Genomic DNA, 18,975 nt, shown 5'->3' on the forward strand with positions numbered 1-18,975 from the left:
CACCAAGCACACGTGGCGAAGGCTCATTGATCAAGGTCTCCAGTTCAGCCGAAGGCGACGACAGGCTTGATCACGGTGCCGCTGGTCGAAGCCGCGATCGCCTCGTTGATCTGACCCGTCGGAAACGTCTCGATCAGTCGATCGAACGGAAACCTGCCCTCGCGGTACAGCTCGATGAGCACCGGCACGAACTGACGTGGGTCGGCGTCCCCTTCGATGACTCCGGACAGCCGCCGGCCCAGCAGCAGATGCCCCTGATCGATCGTGATGTCGTGTTGTAGCCCATGGAAACCCACGGTCGCGCAGTGACCGGGCGAGCTGAGTATCTCCAGGGCCTGACGTATCACCAGATTCGAACCGACCGCGTCCAGCGAACAGGTGACCCCGTTGGGCACCAGGTTCATCACGTCCCAGACGAGATCTTTGGTTGCGGCCGGGTTGATGCAGTGGGTGGCACCCAGTTCGCGGGCCAGCTCCAGGCGCGCCGGGTTCACGTCGACGGCAATGATGGGATCGCAGTGCACCGCCTTGCCCGCCATCACCGCCGCCAGACCCACCGCGCCCAGCCCGAACACCGCGAGGCTGTCACCCGGGTCCGGACGCAACACGTTCATGACGCTGCCCGCTCCGGTTTGCAGACCGCAACCGAGCGGACCCAGCAGGTGCAGCGGCAGATCCTTGGGCACCTTGACCGCGTTGCGTTCGTTGGAGATGGCCAAACTTGCAAACGACGACTGGCCGAACCAGTTGCCGTGGATGTCCTCGTCGCCCGCACGCATGGTGACAGTGCCGTCGAGCCGCTCGCCGAAGTAGTTGAGCGGGGCGAACAGTTCGCAGTACGCCGGCGTCTTCGTGGTGCACGTCCGGCATTCTCCGCAGAAGTCGTAGCTCAGCACCACGTGGTCACCCACCGCAAGGGTGCTCACACTCGGACCGACGGCCACCACGACGCCGGCCCCTTCGTGGCCGAGTACGGCGGGCAACGGCAACGGGACCAGTCCCTGGGCCGCCGAGATATCGGTGTGGCAGATGCCGACCCCGGCAATCTGGACCAGTACCTCGTCGTTCACCAATTCGGCGAGCTCGACGTCTTCCAACGACAAGGGTTGTCCCTCTTCGCGAAGCACGGCTACCCGGGCGGTGCGGACGGTGTTTCCACGGTTGTCGAGAGTGCCCATCGGGGAAGTGGTGTCAGTCAACGGATTCTCCTGTCGGAAAGCTGTTCTCAGGCCGAGGCGTCTTTTTCTGCGACCAGTTCGCGATAGATCGGGAACAGCGGCTTGGTCAGTGGGACCAGCTTGAGGATCTTGTTGACCGGCCCCTTGGCCTTGACCTGGCCCTTGGCCAGGCCCACACCGAGGTTGTATTCACCGCGCCAGAACTTGTCACCGATATCGGCCGTCATGTAGAGCTTCACGTCGGCTTCTTCGTTGTCGGCGCCGTCGAAAACCTCGATGGCCGGTTCACGCAGACGCACCGTCATCGAGGCGTCCGGATCGGTGTAGTACACCTGCAGATCGATATCGGCGCCCTTGAGTTTGGGGCCGACTTCGGTGTTGTTGGCGGCCCGAAAGACGCCGCCGAGGTAGGTGTAGATCTCTTCGGCACTGCTGTAGTAGGACATGGGTTCCTCTCCGAGGGTGGGTGTTTCGATGTGGATACGGACGGTCAGCGCGCGGTCGGTGTCCAGCTCACCGGCAGCGCGTGCACCCCGTGGATGAAGTTGTTGACCTGAAAGTCGGGCTCCCCGACCACTGTGATGTCGGGAATGCGGGTGTAGATCTCGGTGAGCACCGACCTGAGCATCTGACGCGCCATCGCGTTACCCAGGCAGAAGTGCGGTCCCCCGGCGCCGAATCCCAAGTGGTCGTTGGGAGTACGCAGAATGTCGAACCTGGCTGGGTCATCGAACTTCTCGGGATCCCGGTTGCCCGAGCAGTACCACAGCACGACGTGCTCGCCCGCCTTGACCTCGGTGTCGCCGATCACCACATCCTCGGTGGCGGTGCGGCGAAAGTGCATCACCGGACTGGAGTGCCGGACGATCTCCTCTACGGCTCCCCCGACGCGGCCCGGGATGTCCTCCAGGAGCAGGGCCCGCTGGTCGGGGTTGTCCGACAGCAGCCGAACCGCGTGCGCGATCGAATGCCGGGTGGTGTCGTTGGCCGCCGAGCCCAGCAGCGAGAAGAACGCGGCGATCTCCCACTCGTCGAGGGTCTTTCCCTCGAACTCTGCGTTGACGACCCAAGTCATCAGATCGTCCTTGGGGTCCTTGCGCCGTTTCTCGGCCTGGGCCAGCGCCACGTCCTGGATGCGTTCGGCTTCTTCGGCATGCGTCGTGAGTGCGTCGCGGCCGAGCGACATGCGGGGGTCGTCCCAGGCCAGCATCCGCTCGGCGGCCTCCATGACGATGTGCTGTTCTTCGCTGTCTCGGTCCAGACCGAAAAAGTGGGCAAAGATGCGGCCGGGCACATACTTGGCGTAGTCCTCGGAGAAGTTGCCCTCGCCGTGTTCGATGATCTCGTCGAGCCGCTCACGTGCATGCTGGGCGATCCATTCGGAGATCTTGCGGACGTTGCGCGGAGTGAACGCCTGATCGACGATTCCGCGCATCTTGCGGTGGTCTTCACCGTCCATCACCAGGAATGAAGCCGTTGCGGTGATGACGATTTCGGGCATGTCCTCCATCAACACACCCTTGCCCGAGCAGAAGAGCTTGGGGTTGCGTGACACGAAACGGCAGTCCTCGTGCCGGGTCACCGACCAGAACCCTGGGGTGTCCTCGTCGGGCGGCAAGAGCGTGGATTCGAACGCACGGTGGTAGGGCACGGGATTCTCGGTGCGGAAGTGCGCGAACGCCTTCTCGCGCTCCTCGAAGGTGCGGCCCCAGAACGACCGGGCGGACAGGTCGAGGGCGGGGTCGGTGATGACCGGGTGCTGGGCGGTGCTCGTCATGATGAGAACGGTGCCACCAGCGCAAACTCTTGACGATCCGGCGCATGGGGCAGGCGTATCCCTCGTTGGGGGTGCCTACCCCGGATCCCGAGATCGCCCCTGCTCCCCCGGGTGCGCCCTACCGCCGTCATACGTCGAGCACCAAAATCGGCGAGAGCGATCGTGACACGCAGATCATCATGTAATCGTTCTCGGCCTGCTCGTCGGCGCTCAACACCGAATCCCGGTGATCGGGTGTGCCCTCCAGCACCGGGGTCTCGCACGTGCCACAGATGCCTTCCATGCAGGACGCGATCATGTTGATACCGTTCTCCCGCAACCTCTCCAGGATCGACTGGCCCTGGCCGATGGTGACCGTGATCCCGGATTTGCGGCATACCACGTCGAAGGTGTCCAGCGCTCCCGCCGATGGTGTGAGCGCGGCCGGCTTGGCCGAGAAGCGTTCGATGTGCAGCGCGGAGGCAGGCCAATGCGAGCAGGCCTGTTCGACGGCGCCGAGCAGACCTTCGGGACCGCAGCAATACACCAGGGTGTCGTCGCGGCTTTCCCCGAGAAAGCTGTCCAGATCCAGCATTCCGAGTTCGTCCTGGGGCCAGAAGGTGACGCGGTCACCGTAGCCGGCCAGCACATCGGCGAACGCCATCGACGATCGCTGCCGGCCGCCGTACAACAAGTGCCAGTCAGCGCCGTCTGATTCGGCCCGTTCGATCATCGGCATGATCGGCGTGATACCGATGCCACCGGCGATGAACTGGTATCGACGGGCGCGCTGCAGCGGGAAATGGTTACGCGGACCACCCACCCGGACGCGGCTGCCCTGACCGAGGTGGCGATGCACGTGCTGGGAACCGCCGCGACCGTCGCGCTCCAACAGCACCGCGACCCCCCACCGGTGGCGGTCGCCCGGACTTGAGCACAGCGAATACTGCCGCACCAGCACGTCGGTCAGCTCAAGATCGACATGTGCGCCCGCACTCCACTCCGGCAGCGGTCCGCCGGCCGGATCCTCCAAGACCAGTCCCACCACGCCGTCGGCCAGATCGGCGCGCTGGGCAACGACGAGTTCGAGTACGTCCTGCCGCGCCGGACCCATGTCGGTCACAGCCCCCTTCCCTCCAAGACTCCTGATACCCCACGACTCCTGACTGCATCCCACGAGCGTTCGTCACCCATGCCATCGGCGACAGCCGCCGCAAGGTGGAACGCCATACCCCGAATGGGGCACCCGGGTCAGCAGCCCGGCAGATCTCCCGGCGCGCAGACCCGTTCGGCCTATGTGCATCCCGCCAACGGGAGATCGTGGGGTACACCCGGTGTTCCTAGCGTTGACCGGGACAGGTTCAACGGTGCGTGATCGCACGGGCAGGCTCGCAACAGGGAGAACTCATGGTCGAATCACTGGTACAGAACGACTTCGAGATCACCCTCCAGCACGTGATGCGCCGGATGCGCACCTTGAATGCACACGTCGAGGTCGTCACGCTGATCGACGGCGAGGGCACCGTCAGCCGCAGTACCTACGGCGACGTGGTGCGCCGGGCCGACAAGCTGGCCAATGCGCTGTACCGCCTCGGCATCCGGGACGGCGACCGGGTAGCCACCTTCGCATGGAACACCCAGCAGCACTTGGAGATCTATCTGGCGGTGCCCTGCATGGGCGCGGTGCTGCACACCCTCAACATCCGGCTCACCGACGACCAGCTCGTCTACATCATCAACCATGCCGAAGATCGCGTGCTCATCGTCGATGAGACCCTGGTACCGCAGGTCGAGCGGATCCTGTCCAGGATCCCGGCGATCGAGCATTTCGTCGTGATCGGCCATGCCGGGCGCGGGCACACGCTACCCGATCCGCTGGCCTATGAGGCGCTGATCGCCGATGAGCCCGAGCATTACGACTATCCCGCCATCGACGGATCCGCCGCGGCCAGCCTGTGCTACACCAGCGGAACCACCGGTAATCCGAAAGGCGTGCTCTACGGTCATCGTTCGACGGTGCTGCATGCCATGGCAGAGTGCCTGAACGACACTCTCGATGTCCGGTCCGGCGACCGGGTGCTGCCCGTCGTTCCCATGTTCCACGCCAATGCGTGGGGTTTGCCGTATACGTGCGGGCTGCTGGGCGCCGCGCTGATCATGCCCGGGAGATTCCTTCAGGCCGAGCCATTGGTTCGCCTGATCGCCGCCGAGAAGGTCACGTTCGCCGCGGCCGTCCCCACCATCTGGAATGACATCCTGCGCAAGTCGGGGTCTGCTCCCGAGGCGCTGGCATCCCTGCGGCGTGTCACCTGCGGCGGTGCCGCGGTGCCGTTGGCGCTGATGCAGCGATTCGAGGAGACCTTCGGTACCCCTCTCGTGCAGGGGTTCGGCATGACCGAAACCAGTCCGCTCGTCGCCATCGCCGAGGCCCCGGCCGGCACCGAGGGTGACGAGTTCTGGCGGTACCGATCCAAGACCGGCCGCATCTCCCCGCTGGTCGAAGTGCGCATCGTGGACCCGGACGGCGCGGAGCTGCCGTGGGATGGCGAGCACGCCGGCGAGCTGGAACTGTGCGGACCGTGGATCGCGTCGGGTTACTACCGCGACGAGGCGGCCAGTGCGGAGGCCTTCCGCGACGGCTGGCTGCGCACCGGCGATGTCGCCACCATCGATCCCCTCGGCTATCTCCAGATCACCGACCGGGTCAAGGATGTCATCAAGTCCGGCGGTGAATGGATCTCCTCGATCGAGATGGAGAACGCCCTGATGTCCCATCCGGCGGTCGTCGAGGCGGCGGTGATTGCCAAACCCGACGAACACTGGACGGAGCGGCCGCTGCCCTGCGTCGTCCTCGACACCGCGGAATCCATCACCCCCGAGGCGCTCAACGCCCACCTCCAGGATCAGTTCGCCAAATGGCAACTGCCGGACGAGTATGCCTACATCGCCGAGGTACCCAAGACCAGCGTCGGCAAGTTCGACAAGAAGGCACTGCGGGCGATGCTCGCCGACGGCGGGCTGCCCGGTAGGCAACCCGTTCGGCCCTGACCCGCAGTCCTTGCCGACGACCTCCCTCACCTGCCCGGTGGCAGCAGGAGCGTCTCCCAGGTCGAATCCTGCGGTGCGCTCTGGGCAAGGTCGGACTGTGTGTAGTGCTTGCCGTCCGGTCCGACGTAGGCGCCGGTCGACGGGTCGTAGTACGCGACCGCGATCGGTGGAGGCGTCGCCGGAGGAGGTGGCAACTGCGGGACGGCCTGGCCGGTGCCGGTGGCGTTGGGGTCTCCTTTCCAGTTGAAGCCGTCGTTGAGTGGCACGAACTCGGCATCGCTCTCGCATTCACGCACGGTGGCCGCCCGCTTACCCGGCCGCGTGACGCACGGAGTATTGCGCACGCCACGAACGTTGAACGGAGAGTCCTGCGGGACACGGCAATACAGGTCACCGGGAGCCCGGTCCGGGTAGTCCACGAGTACGGCGGTGCGCGCCTGCTGAGTCGGCAGATAGCCGGTCGTGCAGGGCGGCGGCAGGTTCAGATTCAGGTTGAAGCTCAGGTAGGCGCCCTTGTAGTCCTGATTGGTGTGGACGTTGGCCGCCAACGATCCCTGTTCGACGGCGACGAGCTGCGGCAGCAGCACCAGAATCTGTTCCAGACTGTCGTGATAGGTCAGCCCCACCTGCCCGACACTGGCCAGGTTGGCCATCACCACCGGCAGCGTGGGTTGCACGCGCTCGACCAGTTGGCGGACCTCGTTCAGCGCCGGGCCGCCCTTGTCGATGACACCGGCGACGTCCCGATCATGTTCCTGCAGTTCGCGTGTCACCGTGGCGACGTGAGAAGCCCAGCCTTGGATCGCATCCGAGGTCGCGGTCTGGGAATCCAGGACCGGCTTCGCATTGTCGATCAGGGCCAGCATGGGATCGAGGTTGTCCCTGGCGTCATTCGACAATGCGATCGCGCCGGACACGATCCTGGTCAGTTCCGGACCCAGCCCGCCCACCGCCGTGTAGGACTCGTCGATGACCGTCTTGAGGTTGTCCCGCGGGACCGCTTCCAGTCCTGTCTTCACCGCGTCGAGGACGTCATTGATGTTCTGCGGTACCGACGTATCGGCCAGGGCGATCACATCGCCATCCTTGAGCGGCGGTGCCGAACCGCTGCGCGGCAACAGTTCCACGTACTGCTCCCCGATCGCCGACTGGGAATGCACCTCCGCCCGCAGATCACTGGGAATGGGGATGTCGGAATTCAGCGTCAGCTCTGCGACGACACCGCTGCCGGTGAGCCGCACGGCGTCCACCCGTCCCACTTCGGTGCCACGATAGGTGACATTGCTGCTGGCGTAGAGTCCGCCTGTTGCCGGTAGCTGCACCGTCACCGAATAGTGGCCGATGCCAAAAAGTTTGACGGGCAGTTTCATGTAGTTGACGCCCATCAGCGTGAGCGCCACCAGGGCGATCACCGCGAAGATCGCCAGCTGGATCCGCGTTTGCCTGTTCAGGTGCATGTCAACGCCCCTGGTCGAATCGGTAGGGGGCGGTGAGTGGGTTGCCGGGACCGTTCGGGCCGCCTGTCAGGCAGGGACTCGGGAACTGCCCGATGGTGCGACCCCACTGCAGCTCCAACTCGGTCAAGTCACACTCCCAGCGGGTGCCGGTGAAGAACCCGGCGTCGATACGGCTCAAGGTCAGATCGATCACCGCGGTCAGGTTCGCGTAGTCGCCGCGCTGCCATTTGTCGATATCCGCATTGGGGAAGGGGTAGGTCGGCAACAGCCCCAACGACCGGGTCAGGCTGGGACCGGCATTGGCCAGCGACTCCAGCACCGGCCCGAGATGCTGCAACTCCTTGACCAGATTCTCCTTGCTCTGGTTGATCGTGTCGGTGGTCAGCGCGCTGAACCGGCCGAGTTGATCTGCTGCCCGCACCAGGTTGTCCCGTTGATCGTTGAGAACCGCCAACGCGTCCGGGAGCGTCCGGACGGCACGGTCCAGTACGGGTTCCTGCGCCGCGAACTTGCCGGCCAGGCTGTTCAAGCTCTCCGTCGCGGCAATGATGTCACCGCTCTGGTCGTTGAGGTTCTCGGCGAAACGGCTCGACTGCTGAATCAGGCTGCGCAGATCCTCTTCTCGTCCGTCGAAGGCGGTGCTGAGGGCTTCGGTGATGTCACCGGCCTGGCCGAGACCACCGCCGTTGAGCACCAACGACAGCGCAGCCAGGGTCTGTTCGGGAGTCGGATACGCACCGGCACGAGACAGCGGAATCAACGAGCCGTCGCGCAGTCGGCCCTCGGCCGGCCGATCAGCCGGTTCCGCCAATTCGATGTGCAGCGAACCGAAGATGGTCGTCATACCGATCTTGACGGTGGCGTTGGCCGGCAACTGCACGTCACCGTTGAGCCGCATGGTCACCAGCGCGTGGCCGCCCTGCAGCTCGATCTTCGATACGTGGCCAACGGTCACATCGGCCACCCGCACGCGCGAATTCGGCTGAATGTTACGGACATCGGGCATCTGGGCTTGAATGCTGTACGCGCCGGGGCCGTCGCCCTCCGTGCCGGGAAGCGGCAGGGAGTTGACACCGCGCCAGCCACAGCCCGACAGCACGGCGACGCAGACAAGCACACCCGAGGCCAGTCGGCGCCACCGGCGGGGCGTCATGAGCCACCTCCGGGCGGTGTCATCATGCCGGGCAGGCCGGCGGCCGGGTCGGTGGCCACCGCCGGAGCCGGCCCCGGCGGCACAAAGTCCGGGCGCATCCGCTCCTCGCTGTAGGTGACCTCGTTGGGCCGCGCCTGGGTGCCGACCAACAGGTTCTCGCCGAACGGGAGAAAGTTGTACTGGCGGTTCTTCACGATCGGCGCAAGATACTGGGCGCACAGTTTGGACGCCTGCTCGGCGCCCAGGCGGGAAGCCGCCTCGATCGCGCCGCACAGGAACGACACGGGGTTGGCGAAGTTGCCGACCATCAGTGCGCCGGTCAGCGAACCGTTGGCGGGCTCGTAGATGTTGTTGAAGTTCGCCATGACCGTGGGCAGTACGTGCAGCGTCTGTTCGAGATCGCCGAGGCTGCCCACCACCGCAGCCGAGATCGAGGCCAGTCTGTCCGATGCGGTGCCGATCGGTTCGCGGTTCTCCGAGACGAACGTCTGGACGTCGCCGACAACCGCGTTCAGGTCCTGCACGGCCTGGCCGACCTCGTGCGGGTTGTCGGCGAGCAGCCCGGACACCTGGGACAGATTGACGTTCAGCTGACTGAGCAGGTCGCTGCTGTCGCGCAGGGCGGTGACGAGCGTCGCCAGATTGCGCACCGTTCCGAAGATGTCCTTGCTGTGGTCACCGAGCGCGGACATCGTCTGCGACAGTGTGATGACGCTGTGCCGGATGGTCTCACCCTGACCTCGCAGGTTGTCGGCGGCGGTGTTGATGACCGCGCCGAGGGTGCTGACGCCACCGGGTTCGGTGGGCTGCAGCATGTCGGTGAGCCGTTCCAGCTGGGCCCTGACATCGTCCCATTCCACCGGAACCGCGGTCCGGTCCTGCGGGATGACGGCCCCTCCGGTCATCGCCGGACCGCCGGAATAGGGCGGTGTCAACTGGATTGCGCGCCCGGTCACCAGTTGTGGGGACAGGATCACGGCCTTCGCGTCGGCAGGCACGTTGAACGCGCGGTCGATCCAGAAGGTGATCTTGGCGCGCTGCGCCTCGGGTTCGATCGAGTCGACCTTGCCGACCGTCACCCCCCGGATGCGGACATCGTCGCCGACGAACAGCCCGGTGCTGTTGTCGAAGTACGCGATGATCGACATCCTGTTGATGTGGTCGTCGAGCTTCACCGCGACCAGCGTCCCCGCGGCGAGCACCGCAACCAGGACGACCGCCAGCATGGCCCGCGGGCTGCGCATCGCCTTGATCACGGTTGTCCTCCATGCGGTGTGGGTGGTAGTGCCGGTGGCCCGGGCGGCGGGCCTCCCGGCGCCGGGGCCGGCGGCGGCTCCCGGTAGGGGTAGCAGCCGGTGGGGCCGGGCAGCGGCAGCCCCGGAGGTCCGCAGCCCGGATCGCCAGGATTCCCGGTGATGGCATCCGGCAGGTTCATTCGAGGCTCGCCACCCTGCCCGGTCCGCGGGAACGGTACCGGCAACGCCGGGGTACCGGGCTGGCCGATCTGCGGATCGGAGAGCTGTGAGGGCCGCAGCGTCGACGGGTCCAGGCCGAGGTCGGAGAAGGCAGCATCGACGAACGGCTGCACGAACTGCCCCGGAAGGAGGTTGGCGACGTAGGCCTTGAAGAAGGGGCCGGATCCGACGGTCTCCCCGAGCGCCATCGCGTAGGTGCTGAGTCCCTTGATCGCTTCCCGGACACGGTCCTTGCGGTTGTCGACGATCGCGAGCACCCCGTTGAGTTTGTCCAGGGCGGGTTTCAGCTGCCGGCGATTCTCGGCGATGAACGCCTTCAGTTGCGTTGCTACCGAAGATATGTTGCCGGCCAGTTGGTCGAGGGCCGCACTTTGGGTCTGCAACTGCGCCAACAGCGCGTTGGTGTCGCGGATCAAGCCGACGATCCGGTCCGTGCGCTGGGCGAGCACCCCGGTGGCCTTGGCCGCATTGTCGAGCAGATTGCGCAACTGATCGTCGCGGTTGTTCAGCGTATCGGCAAAGCGTGCAACGCCTTTGACGGCGTCGCGCAAGTGTGGCGGCGTATCGGCGAAGGTCTCTGCCAGTGTGGCCAACGAGTCTGAGAGCTGATGGGTGTCCAGCCCGCTGATCGTGGTGGCCAACTCACCCAGCGCTTCGGGAAGCTGATAGGGCGATGTCGTCCGGTCCATCGGGATCGGTTCGGTCAGCTCGCCGTCGCCGTGGGGTACCACGTCGAGCTGCTTGGTACCCAGCAGGCCCTTGGTCCTGATCGCCGCCTCGCTCCGGTCACCCATGTGAATGTCGTCGGGCACGTCGAAGGTGACCAGCACGCCGGGTCCCTCCAGTTCGATCGAGGACACCTTGCCCACCGGGTAGCCCGAAACCTGCACCATCGCGCCGGTGTACAGGCCGCCGGCGTCCTCGAAATACGCCGAGTAGTTCTTGTTCTGATTGACGAACGGCAGCATCTGATTACCCAGCGCCGCCGCGACCACCGCGACGACCGCCAGCAGGCCGACCGCACCGAGGACCAAGGGGTTCCGCTCCGAAAAGGGCCGATTCGCGCTCATTTGGGCGCGCACCGCCCCGTGCTCTGACCGGCCGCCTTGACGAAGACCGGTTGGCCGCCTTTACCGTTGAGCTTCAGAATCACGTCGCAGAAGTAGAAGCCGAAGTAGTCCCCGTACATCCCTTGGCGGTTCAGCATCCGGTACTTGTCGGGCAAGGTGTTGAGCAGTTGATCGAAGTACTCCTGATCCGCCAGGATCGTCCCGGCCACCCGGTCGGTCTCGGTCACCACCTTCTGGATGGGTTGGCGGGTCTGCGCCAGCAGGTCGGCGATCGATCCGGTCGCCGCATTCGTGTGGGCGACCGCGTTGGCGATATCGGTCTTGCGTTCGGCCAGACCGTGTACGAGTTCGGACACGTTGGTCACCGCCTTGTCGAGTTGGTCGCTCTGACCGCCGAGCGTTCCGAGCACCACGTTGAGGTTGTCGATCACCTCACCGATGAGAAGGTCGCGGTCGGCGAGCGTATTGGTCACCGCGGCTGCCTGATTCAGAAACGAGGCGATGGTGGGCCCCTCCCCCTGGATGGCGTGCAGAAGCTGTCCGCTCAGGTCGTTGATCTGATCGGGCTGCAACGCGCGAAAGAGCGGACGGAACCCACCGGTCACCGAATCCAGATCCAGCGCGGGTTGCGTGCGCGCCAACGGGATCGTCTGACCGGGGTTCAGCACCTGGGCACTGCCGGCGGCGTCGACCAGTGCCATGTACCGGCCGCCGATGAGGTCGTCGTAGCGGATCTCGGCGCGGGTGCCCTCGGTGAGAACCGCGGCCCGATCGGCACTGAACTCGACGCGCACCGTGGCATCGGGGTTGACGGTGATGCTCTTGACCTTGCCGACCTCGACGCCGGCGACCCGCACCATGTTGCCCTCGCGCAAGCCGGACACGTTGCTGAACTCGGCGCTGTAGAGGTGGGCGCTGCCACCGAAGCGGAACTGCGCGAAAACCACCATGGTCGCGGCCAAGGCAAGCGCACACACCGTCATGAACACACCCAGGCGGATGATGATGCCTTTGAGGTTCTCGGTCATGAGGCTTCCCCTTTCCCTGGTGATTTCACGATCATCACGGCGGACCGCCCTGCCCCGCCGGAGTGGGTGATCCGGTGGCGGGGCCCACCGGTGGTACCCCCGGCCATAGCGGCACCCCCGGCCCGTACAGCGCGGCACCGTATGGCGGTGCCCCCGGGTAGGGCTGAGGCCCGGGCGCCGGGCCGGGCAGGCACTGACGGATGCTGGGCGGCTCGGGGACGGCACGGGTCACCGGCAGGTAGTTCGCATAGCACGGCCGCCCGATGCCCGGGTTGGGCCGGATATCCAGTCCAGTACCCCATCCGGTGTTCGTGATGAGTTGGCGGACCGGGAAGTTCTTGGTCGCATCCGGCAGGGAGCCGCATCCGGGCCGACCTGCGGGCCCGCCCTTGGCGGCGACGACCGGAAGATTCTCCGGGAAGGTGTACGGGTCGTTGCCGGGCAGTAGCGCCACATCCACGACGAACGTCCTGCCGTCACCGCCGAACACACCTTCGCCGTTGTCGATGATCCATTGCGCGCCTTGGAGTGTGCATGCGTAGGCAGGGCTGTACATGTTCAACAGTTCGGTGGTCGGTTCCAGGCTGTTGATCGCGGTGACCAGGTTTTCCTTACTGGAGACCAACAGATTCGTACCGGCCTCCGATACGCCAACGGCGTTGAGCAGCAGGGTATCCAGCGCATCCTGGTGGTCGACGACGGTGGCGCCGGTGGTGCTCACCGCGTCCAGGATGGAGACGATGTCCTCGGTAGCGGCACTGTAGGTGTCTCCCAGATTCTTCAGTGCCCGAATGTCCTCCCGGAACACGTCGTTGCGGGAGTTCAGCGCCGTCAGCACCTCGTTGAGGTCGGTGGTGGCCTCGCCGATCTTCTCGCCCCTGCCTCGCACGGCGTCGGCCACCGCGGTCAGGACGGCGTTCAGTTTCAGCGGATCCACCATGTCCAGCAGATCGACGACGTTCTCGAAGACGGTGTTCACCTCGGTGGTGACGTTTGTCGACCGCAGGGCGGCACCGGCAGCCAACTGCTGTCCACTGGGATTCGACGGGTAGACCAGATCCACGAACTTGGCGCCGAAGATCGTGGTGACGGCGATCCTCGCCTCGACATTTGCCGGGATGTGCCGGATCTGATCCGAGTCGATGTCCAGCGCCAACCGGGCACCGGCGCCGGTGCTGCTGATCTGGCGGACGCGACCGACATCGACACCACGCAGCTTGACCTTGGCACCGGTCTCCATGACCAGTCCGGTGCGATCCGCGCTGAGCGTCACCGGCACGACCGAACGGAACGTGCCGCGAAACGAGGTGACGGTGACGAACACCAACGCGATCACCGCGAGAAACAGGATGAGTGACCACCAGGCATTGGCGATACGGGGTTTTCCGCCGACTACATCCACAGGTCAGCCAGCCAGGTGAAAGTTGCCGGACTGCCCATATACCGCCAGCGTGACCGCGACCAGCACCACGGCTCCCACGACCATCGATGCGCGCACGGCACGACCGACGGCCTCCCCCACGCCCGCCGGTCCGCCACTGGCGGTGTAGCCGTAGTAGGTGCACACCAGCATCACCACGACGATCATCACGATCGTCTGCAGGAATGACACCACCAGATCGGTGGTGTTGAGGAACGTGTTGAAGTAGTGGTCGTACACGCCCGAGGCCTGACCGTAGATCAGGGTCGTGCCGTACCGCGCCGCGACGAATCCCATCATCAATGCCACTGCGTACAAAGGAATCACCACAATGGTCCCGGCCAGCACCCGGGTCGCGGCGAGGTAGGTGATGGTGCGGATGCCGATCACCTCCAACGCGTCGACCTCTTCGTTGATGCGCATCGCGCCCATCTGGGCGGTGGCACCGGCGCCGACGGTGGCCGTCAGCGTGACCTGCGCCGTACCCGGGACGATCAGCCGGGGAATGAAGAACGCCGAGGCAAAGCCGGTGAACGCCTCCACACCGACCGACTGGAACTGGGTGTAACCCTGGGCAGCCACCACCGCGCCGGTCGTCATCGTCATGAACCCGACAATCACCACGGTGCCGCCGATGGACGCCAGCGCACCGGATCCCAGCCCCATCTGCGCTATCAGGCGCAGCAGTTCGGGGCGATAGTTGATCACCGCATCCGGAATCCGGGCGAGTGTCAGGAAGTAGAAGCGCGTCTGGGCCCCGATCTGGTCCAACTCCGCCAGGATTCGGCTCCGGGTACGGGCCAACCTCGGGTACCGCCCCGCCGGCCGACCGCTGGTTGCGATGTGTGACATGTGTTATCCCAACCTATTTCAGGGTGAACTGAACACCGATGACGGTGACGACGATGTTGACGGTGAACAGCACCATGAACGCGAAGACCACCGTCTCGTTCACGGCGTTGCCGACGCCGGCAGGTCCGCCGCCGACCGAGATGCCCTTGTAGCAGGCGATCAACCCGGCTCCCAGCCCGAACAGGAAGGCCTTCACCAGCGACACGATCACGTCACTGAGTCCGGTCACGACCGTCATACCCGAGACGAAGACGCCCGCCGAGACATCGAGCGCGAAGACACAGAACATGAACGACGCCACCATCCCGACGAGCACGACCAATCCCATCAGCGCCACCGAGACCGTCGTGGCCGCCAATACCCGCGGGATGACCAGTGTCTGAATCGGGTCGATGCCCATCACCCGCTGAGCATCCAGTTCCTCCCGGATGGTGCGTGCCCCGAGGTCGGCGCACATCGCGGTGGCGCTCGCGCCCGCGGTCACGAGAACTGTTACCAGGGGCCCGATCTGGTTCACATTGAAGAACGCCGCACCCGCCCCAGAGAAGTCCGCGGCACCGAACTCGCTGAGCAGGATGTTGAAGATGAAGGTGTTGATCAGTGCATAGGGAATGATCATCAGCACCGCAGGCAGAACGGAGACCCGCGCCACGAACCACGACTGGGCCAGGTATTCGCGCCAGGCCAGCGGCGTGGTGAAGATCCCGACGAAGACATCCAGCGTCATGCCGAAGAACCCGCCGATCGCGCGCACGGGTTTGGCCAGCGGGCCCGCGTTCAGCAGCATGTCTGCCTGATGGCTCGTTGGGTCTCGCTGCATGCAAACGGACGGTGAAGGTCAGCTGCCACGTGTGCTCCCAGGTGCGATGTCGGTGTCTATCGGTCACGATGGTGGTAGGTCGTTGACGAGGCGCACGCCGATGCGGACCGCGAATCTCTCGACGAGCCGAAACGTTCCGACGTGTTGTGCCCGCTGACCCAGACAACCATCCGCGGGGCTGTCGGCGTCAGCCCCCGAAGGAGATAAGTCGCTACCCCGAACGGGGTGCCGAAATTGACGCGTCAGCAGGCCCTACAAGGGCCGCGTGCCGGCCGCACAGGGCCCGAAATACCCTCATTGGCAACGTAAAACGCGGGTGCGTGCTAGTGGGGCGGCTCGGACAACAACGCCTCGAAGATGTGGCGTTCCACCTTCTGGGTCAGGTCGATGTGCACATGCTTGGTCTCGGTGTAGTCGTCGAGTGCGTGCCGGCCCAACTCGCGCCCCAGGCCGCTCTGCTTGTAGCCGCCGAACGGCAGAGCCGGATCGATCTGGTGCCAATTGTTGATCCAGACCGTGCCGGCACGCAACTGGTCCGCGATCTCCACGGCGCGTTCGTAGTCCGTGCTCCACACGCCCGCGCTCAGCCCGTACTGCGAGTCGTTGGCCTGCCGGACGGCGTCGGCCTCATCGGTGTAGCGCAGCACGCACAGCACCGGACCGAAGATCTCCTCGCGCGCAATCTCCATGTCGTTGGTCACTTCGGTCACGATGGTCGGCTCGACCCAGTAGCCCTTCTCGAAGGCTGCTCCCTGGGGGGCGCCGCCGCCGAGCACGATCTTGGCCCCGTCACTGCGGGCGCCGTCCAGGAAGCTGAGCACCCGGTCGCGTTGGCGTGCCGAGATCACCGGACCCACATCGGTGTCGAAGTCAGTGGTGTCGCCGATCTTCAGCGCCGACGCACGATCCACCAGCCGGTCCACGACGAGGTCGTACATGTCGTCGGGCACCAGTAGTCGTGTTCCCGACTCACAGATCTGACCGGAATAGAGCATGCATCCGAACAGCGCACCGTCGATCGCGACGTCGAGATCGGCGTCGTCGAGCAGCACCTGGGCGCCCTTGCCACCCAGTTCGAGTGACACCTTCTTCACCGTCGCCGAGGCCAGCCGCATGATCTCCCGACCGACGGGCGTCGACCCGGTGAACGCCACCTTGTCGACATCTGGATGCTCGGCCAGCCGGGCGCCCACTGTCGGGCCGGGACCGGTGACGAGATTGAGGACGCCGTCGGGCAGACCGCACTCGGCGGCGATCTCGCACAGGCGCAACAACGTCAGGGGCGTCTTCTCGTCGGGCTTGATGACCACCGAGTTGCCGGCGGCAAGCGCCGGGCCCACCTTCCAGATGCCGAGCAGCAGTGGGAAGTTCCACGGCACGATGGCCGCACACACACCGAGCGGCTCATGGCGGACGATGTTGGTGGACATCGTCGGATACGCCTGGGTACCGACCTGGTGTTCCCACTGGTAGGTGGCCGCGAGCTCGGCGAAGTAGAGGAAATGTGTCGGCGCGTAGCCGATGTGGAATCCCGTGGCCTGACGCACGGTGGCACCGTTGGCATGGATCTCCAGCTCGACGAGCTCGTCGAGTTCCTGGCCCAGCCGGTCGGCGATCTTCACCAGCACCGCGGACCGATCGGCGGGCGCCATCCTGGACCAGGAGCCGGACTCGAACGCCGCCCGCGCCGCCGCCACCGCGGCATCGGCATGCTCGACGCTTCCGCGCGCGATCGTGGCGACCACCTCCTCGGTGGCCGGATCGCAGATCTCATCGACCTCGGCGGCATCCACCTGCTTGCCGTCGATGAACATTGCGTAGTGCTTGACGTCCGCTGCCACGGGGCCTCCTTCGACTCGGTCCCCTGGCAGTCAACCGCGAGAGCGATACCCCGCACCATCGCCCGAACGGGGTGAACCTGTCGCCCTATCAGCAGGTCAGCAGCAGAATCGCAAGTGCGTGCCGGGCAGAATTCACGACCAGGACTCGTCGAGTTCTCCCAGCGCGGCGATCAGGGCGCTGTTCGCGCTGTAGTCCACTGGACAGGCGATGACGCTGACGGTGTCCGCCGACAACGCCTCCCGCAGGGTCGGCAACAACTCGCCGGCCGAACAGATGCGATACCCCGTGGCGCCGAAACTCTCGGCATAGGCCACGAAGTCGGGGTTGCCGAAGCGGGTGTCCACGTTGTGCCCGATCTCCAGATCCATCTTCCAGCTGATCAAACCGTAGGCGTCGTCCACCCAGATGAGGATCACCATCGGGGTGCCGACGCGCAGCGCTGTTTCGATTTCCTGGGAGTTCATCAGGAACGAGCCATCCCCGGTCGCGACGAGGATGTTGGCCGAAGGTCGCGCGATCTTGGCGGCGATCGCGCCGGGCACCGTCCATCCCATCGTGGAGAGCCCGTTGGAGATCAGGCAGGTATTGGGCTCATAGGTGGGATAGAGCCGCGCCATCCACATCTTCAAGGCACCGGTGTCCACCAGCGCGATGTCCTCGCGCGCCAAAGCGGCGCGGGTGTCGGCGACGATGCGCGCGGGGGTCAACGGAAAGCTGTCATCGGCGCGGCCACGATCGAGTTCCTCGGCCAGCAGGCCGCGGATGCGTTCCTGCCCCGGCGAATACCACTCGTCGCGGTCGACCGCGGCGGCCAGCGCGTCCAGGCACTGCCCGATGTCGGCGTGCAACCCCACCGCGACGTCGTAATGGACATCGACTTCGGCCGGAAACCGGTGCACGTGAATGATCTTGGTGTCCCCACGTGGGTTGATCCGGACCGGATCGAATTCCTGCAGTTCGTAGCCGGCAGCGACGATCACATCGGCCTGGTCGAACCCGAAGTTGACGTAGTCGTGGCGCATGAAACCGACCGCACCGAGGGCCAACGGATGGTCATCGGGCATCACACCCTTGCCGTGGAACGTGGTGGCCACCGGCATTCCGAGTGTCTCCGCGAAACGTCGCACCGCCGCGGAAGCCCCGCCGCGGGCCGCACCGTGGCCGGCGAGCAGCACCGGGTTGCGCGCCGAGTTCAGAATCTCCGCCGCCCGCGCAATCTGCTTCTCCGACGGGTCGTCCGGGCGCGGCACGTTGATGCGCAGTGCAGTGGCGTCTGCCGGCGCTGCCGCGTCTTCGACGTCTTCGGGCACCGCGAGGTACACCGCGCCGGGACGCTCGGTCTGCGCGAGCTTGAAGGCCTTGCGGACCATCTCCGGTACCGAACCCGGCGTGGCGACCAGAGCCGACCACTTGGTGACGGGCGCGAACATCGACACCAGATCCACACTCTGATGCGATTCCTTGTAACTGCGCCGCATTCCGACCTGCGCGGAAAGCGCCAGCACCGGAGTCGAATTCGTGGTGGCATCGGCAACGCCGAGCAGCAGGTTGATCGCGCCGGGCCCCAGGGTGGCCGAGCATACCCCGGCCCTGCCGGTCAACCGACCGTAAACCTCCGCCATGAACGACGCACCCTGCTCATGGCGGGTGAGGACGTACTCGATCGATGACCTCGACAGCGCCTCGATGAGCAGGATGTTCTCTTCGCCGGGGATGCCGAACACATGGGTGACCCCTTCGTTCTCCAGGCATTCGACGATCAACTCTGCGGTGGTGCGACCGGCATCAGACACCACGTCAGCTAACCACAGCACGCAATGCCCCCCGATGGAGTCGATACCGCGACCGCCACCGGGCCGCGCTATCGACATCGGCG

At 65.4% G+C, this 18,975-nt stretch carries 15 protein-coding genes; 1 reads left to right on the plus strand and 14 read right to left on the minus strand.

Going from position 1 to position 18,975, the window contains the following annotated elements; all coding sequences use genetic code 11:
- Positions 1-44 precede the first annotated feature (44 nt).
- The 4 genes from C6A86_RS16150 to C6A86_RS16165 all read right to left on the minus strand — a co-directional run bounded on the left by C6A86_RS16150 (position 45) and on the right by C6A86_RS16165 (position 4,048).
- Positions 45-1,178: an NAD(P)-dependent alcohol dehydrogenase gene (locus C6A86_RS16150; RefSeq protein WP_105365926.1), complete on the minus strand. Its 1,134-nt coding sequence runs from the start codon at positions 1,176-1,178 to the stop codon at positions 45-47.
- 47 nt (positions 1,179-1,225) lie between these two features.
- Positions 1,226-1,624: an SCP2 sterol-binding domain-containing protein gene (locus tag C6A86_RS16155; protein ID WP_105365925.1), complete on the minus strand. Its 399-nt coding sequence runs from the start codon at positions 1,622-1,624 to the stop codon at positions 1,226-1,228.
- Positions 1,625-1,668: 44 nt separating this feature from the next.
- Positions 1,669-2,955, minus strand: a complete 1,287-nt coding sequence (locus C6A86_RS16160) for a cytochrome P450 (protein WP_105365924.1) — start codon at positions 2,953-2,955, stop codon at positions 1,669-1,671.
- 127 nt (positions 2,956-3,082) lie between these two features.
- Entirely contained in the window at positions 3,083-4,048 is a 966-nt protein-coding gene (locus C6A86_RS16165) for a PDR/VanB family oxidoreductase (protein WP_105365923.1), read from the minus strand.
- Positions 4,049-4,341: 293 nt separating this feature from the next.
- Between C6A86_RS16165 and C6A86_RS16170 the strand changes: the two genes are divergently transcribed.
- Complete coding sequence (locus tag C6A86_RS16170; RefSeq protein ID WP_105365934.1) at positions 4,342-5,982, plus strand: long-chain fatty acid--CoA ligase; 1,641 nt, start codon at positions 4,342-4,344, stop codon at positions 5,980-5,982.
- A gap of 26 nt (positions 5,983-6,008) precedes the next feature.
- Here the strand turns inward: C6A86_RS16170 and C6A86_RS16175 are convergent, their stop codons facing one another.
- The 10 genes from C6A86_RS16175 to C6A86_RS16220 form a co-directional block, all read right to left on the minus strand.
- Positions 6,009-7,439 carry an MCE family protein gene (locus tag C6A86_RS16175; protein WP_105365922.1) on the minus strand — a complete coding sequence of 477 codons (1,431 nt, stop codon included), beginning with the start codon at positions 7,437-7,439 and terminating at the stop codon, positions 6,009-6,011.
- Position 7,440: 1 nt separating this feature from the next.
- Positions 7,441-8,592 carry a virulence factor Mce family protein gene (locus C6A86_RS16180; protein WP_105365921.1) on the minus strand — a complete coding sequence of 384 codons (1,152 nt, stop codon included), beginning with the start codon at positions 8,590-8,592 and terminating at the stop codon, positions 7,441-7,443.
- Positions 8,589-9,836: an MCE family protein gene (locus C6A86_RS16185; protein WP_396835334.1), complete on the minus strand. Its 1,248-nt coding sequence runs from the start codon at positions 9,834-9,836 to the stop codon at positions 8,589-8,591. Before C6A86_RS16185 ends, C6A86_RS16180 begins: the two co-directional genes overlap by 4 nt.
- Positions 9,837-9,844: 8 nt before the next feature.
- A complete protein-coding gene (locus tag C6A86_RS16190; RefSeq protein WP_142407082.1) occupies positions 9,845-11,137 on the minus strand; it encodes an MCE family protein in 1,293 nt (430 codons plus the stop codon).
- Positions 11,134-12,165, minus strand: coding sequence for an MCE family protein (locus tag C6A86_RS16195; RefSeq protein ID WP_105365919.1), 1,032 nt, complete (start codon positions 12,163-12,165; stop codon positions 11,134-11,136). The genes C6A86_RS16190 and C6A86_RS16195 overlap by 4 nt, the downstream gene beginning before the upstream one ends.
- A 34-nt stretch (positions 12,166-12,199) precedes the next feature.
- Positions 12,200-13,567, minus strand: a complete 1,368-nt coding sequence (locus C6A86_RS16200; protein WP_311100773.1) for an MCE family protein — start codon at positions 13,565-13,567, stop codon at positions 12,200-12,202.
- A 3-nt stretch (positions 13,568-13,570) separates the two neighbouring features.
- Positions 13,571-14,437 carry an ABC transporter permease gene (locus tag C6A86_RS16205; RefSeq protein WP_105365917.1) on the minus strand — a complete coding sequence of 289 codons (867 nt, stop codon included), beginning with the start codon at positions 14,435-14,437 and terminating at the stop codon, positions 13,571-13,573.
- A gap of 13 nt (positions 14,438-14,450) precedes the next feature.
- Positions 14,451-15,224 carry an ABC transporter permease gene (locus tag C6A86_RS16210; protein ID WP_105365916.1) on the minus strand — a complete coding sequence of 258 codons (774 nt, stop codon included), beginning with the start codon at positions 15,222-15,224 and terminating at the stop codon, positions 14,451-14,453.
- Positions 15,225-15,580: 356 nt separating this feature from the next.
- Entirely contained in the window at positions 15,581-17,071 is a 1,491-nt protein-coding gene (locus C6A86_RS16215) for an aldehyde dehydrogenase (protein WP_105365933.1), read from the minus strand.
- Between the two features lie 159 nt (positions 17,072-17,230).
- On the minus strand, positions 17,231-18,859 hold the full coding sequence (locus C6A86_RS16220) for an acetolactate synthase large subunit (RefSeq protein WP_233213233.1): 1,629 nt from the start codon (positions 18,857-18,859) through the stop codon (positions 17,231-17,233).
- Positions 18,860-18,975: the final 116 nt, after the last annotated feature.

Source organism: Mycobacterium sp. ITM-2016-00316, from assembly GCF_002968335.2.
Taxonomy (GTDB): domain Bacteria; phylum Actinomycetota; class Actinomycetes; order Mycobacteriales; family Mycobacteriaceae; genus Mycobacterium.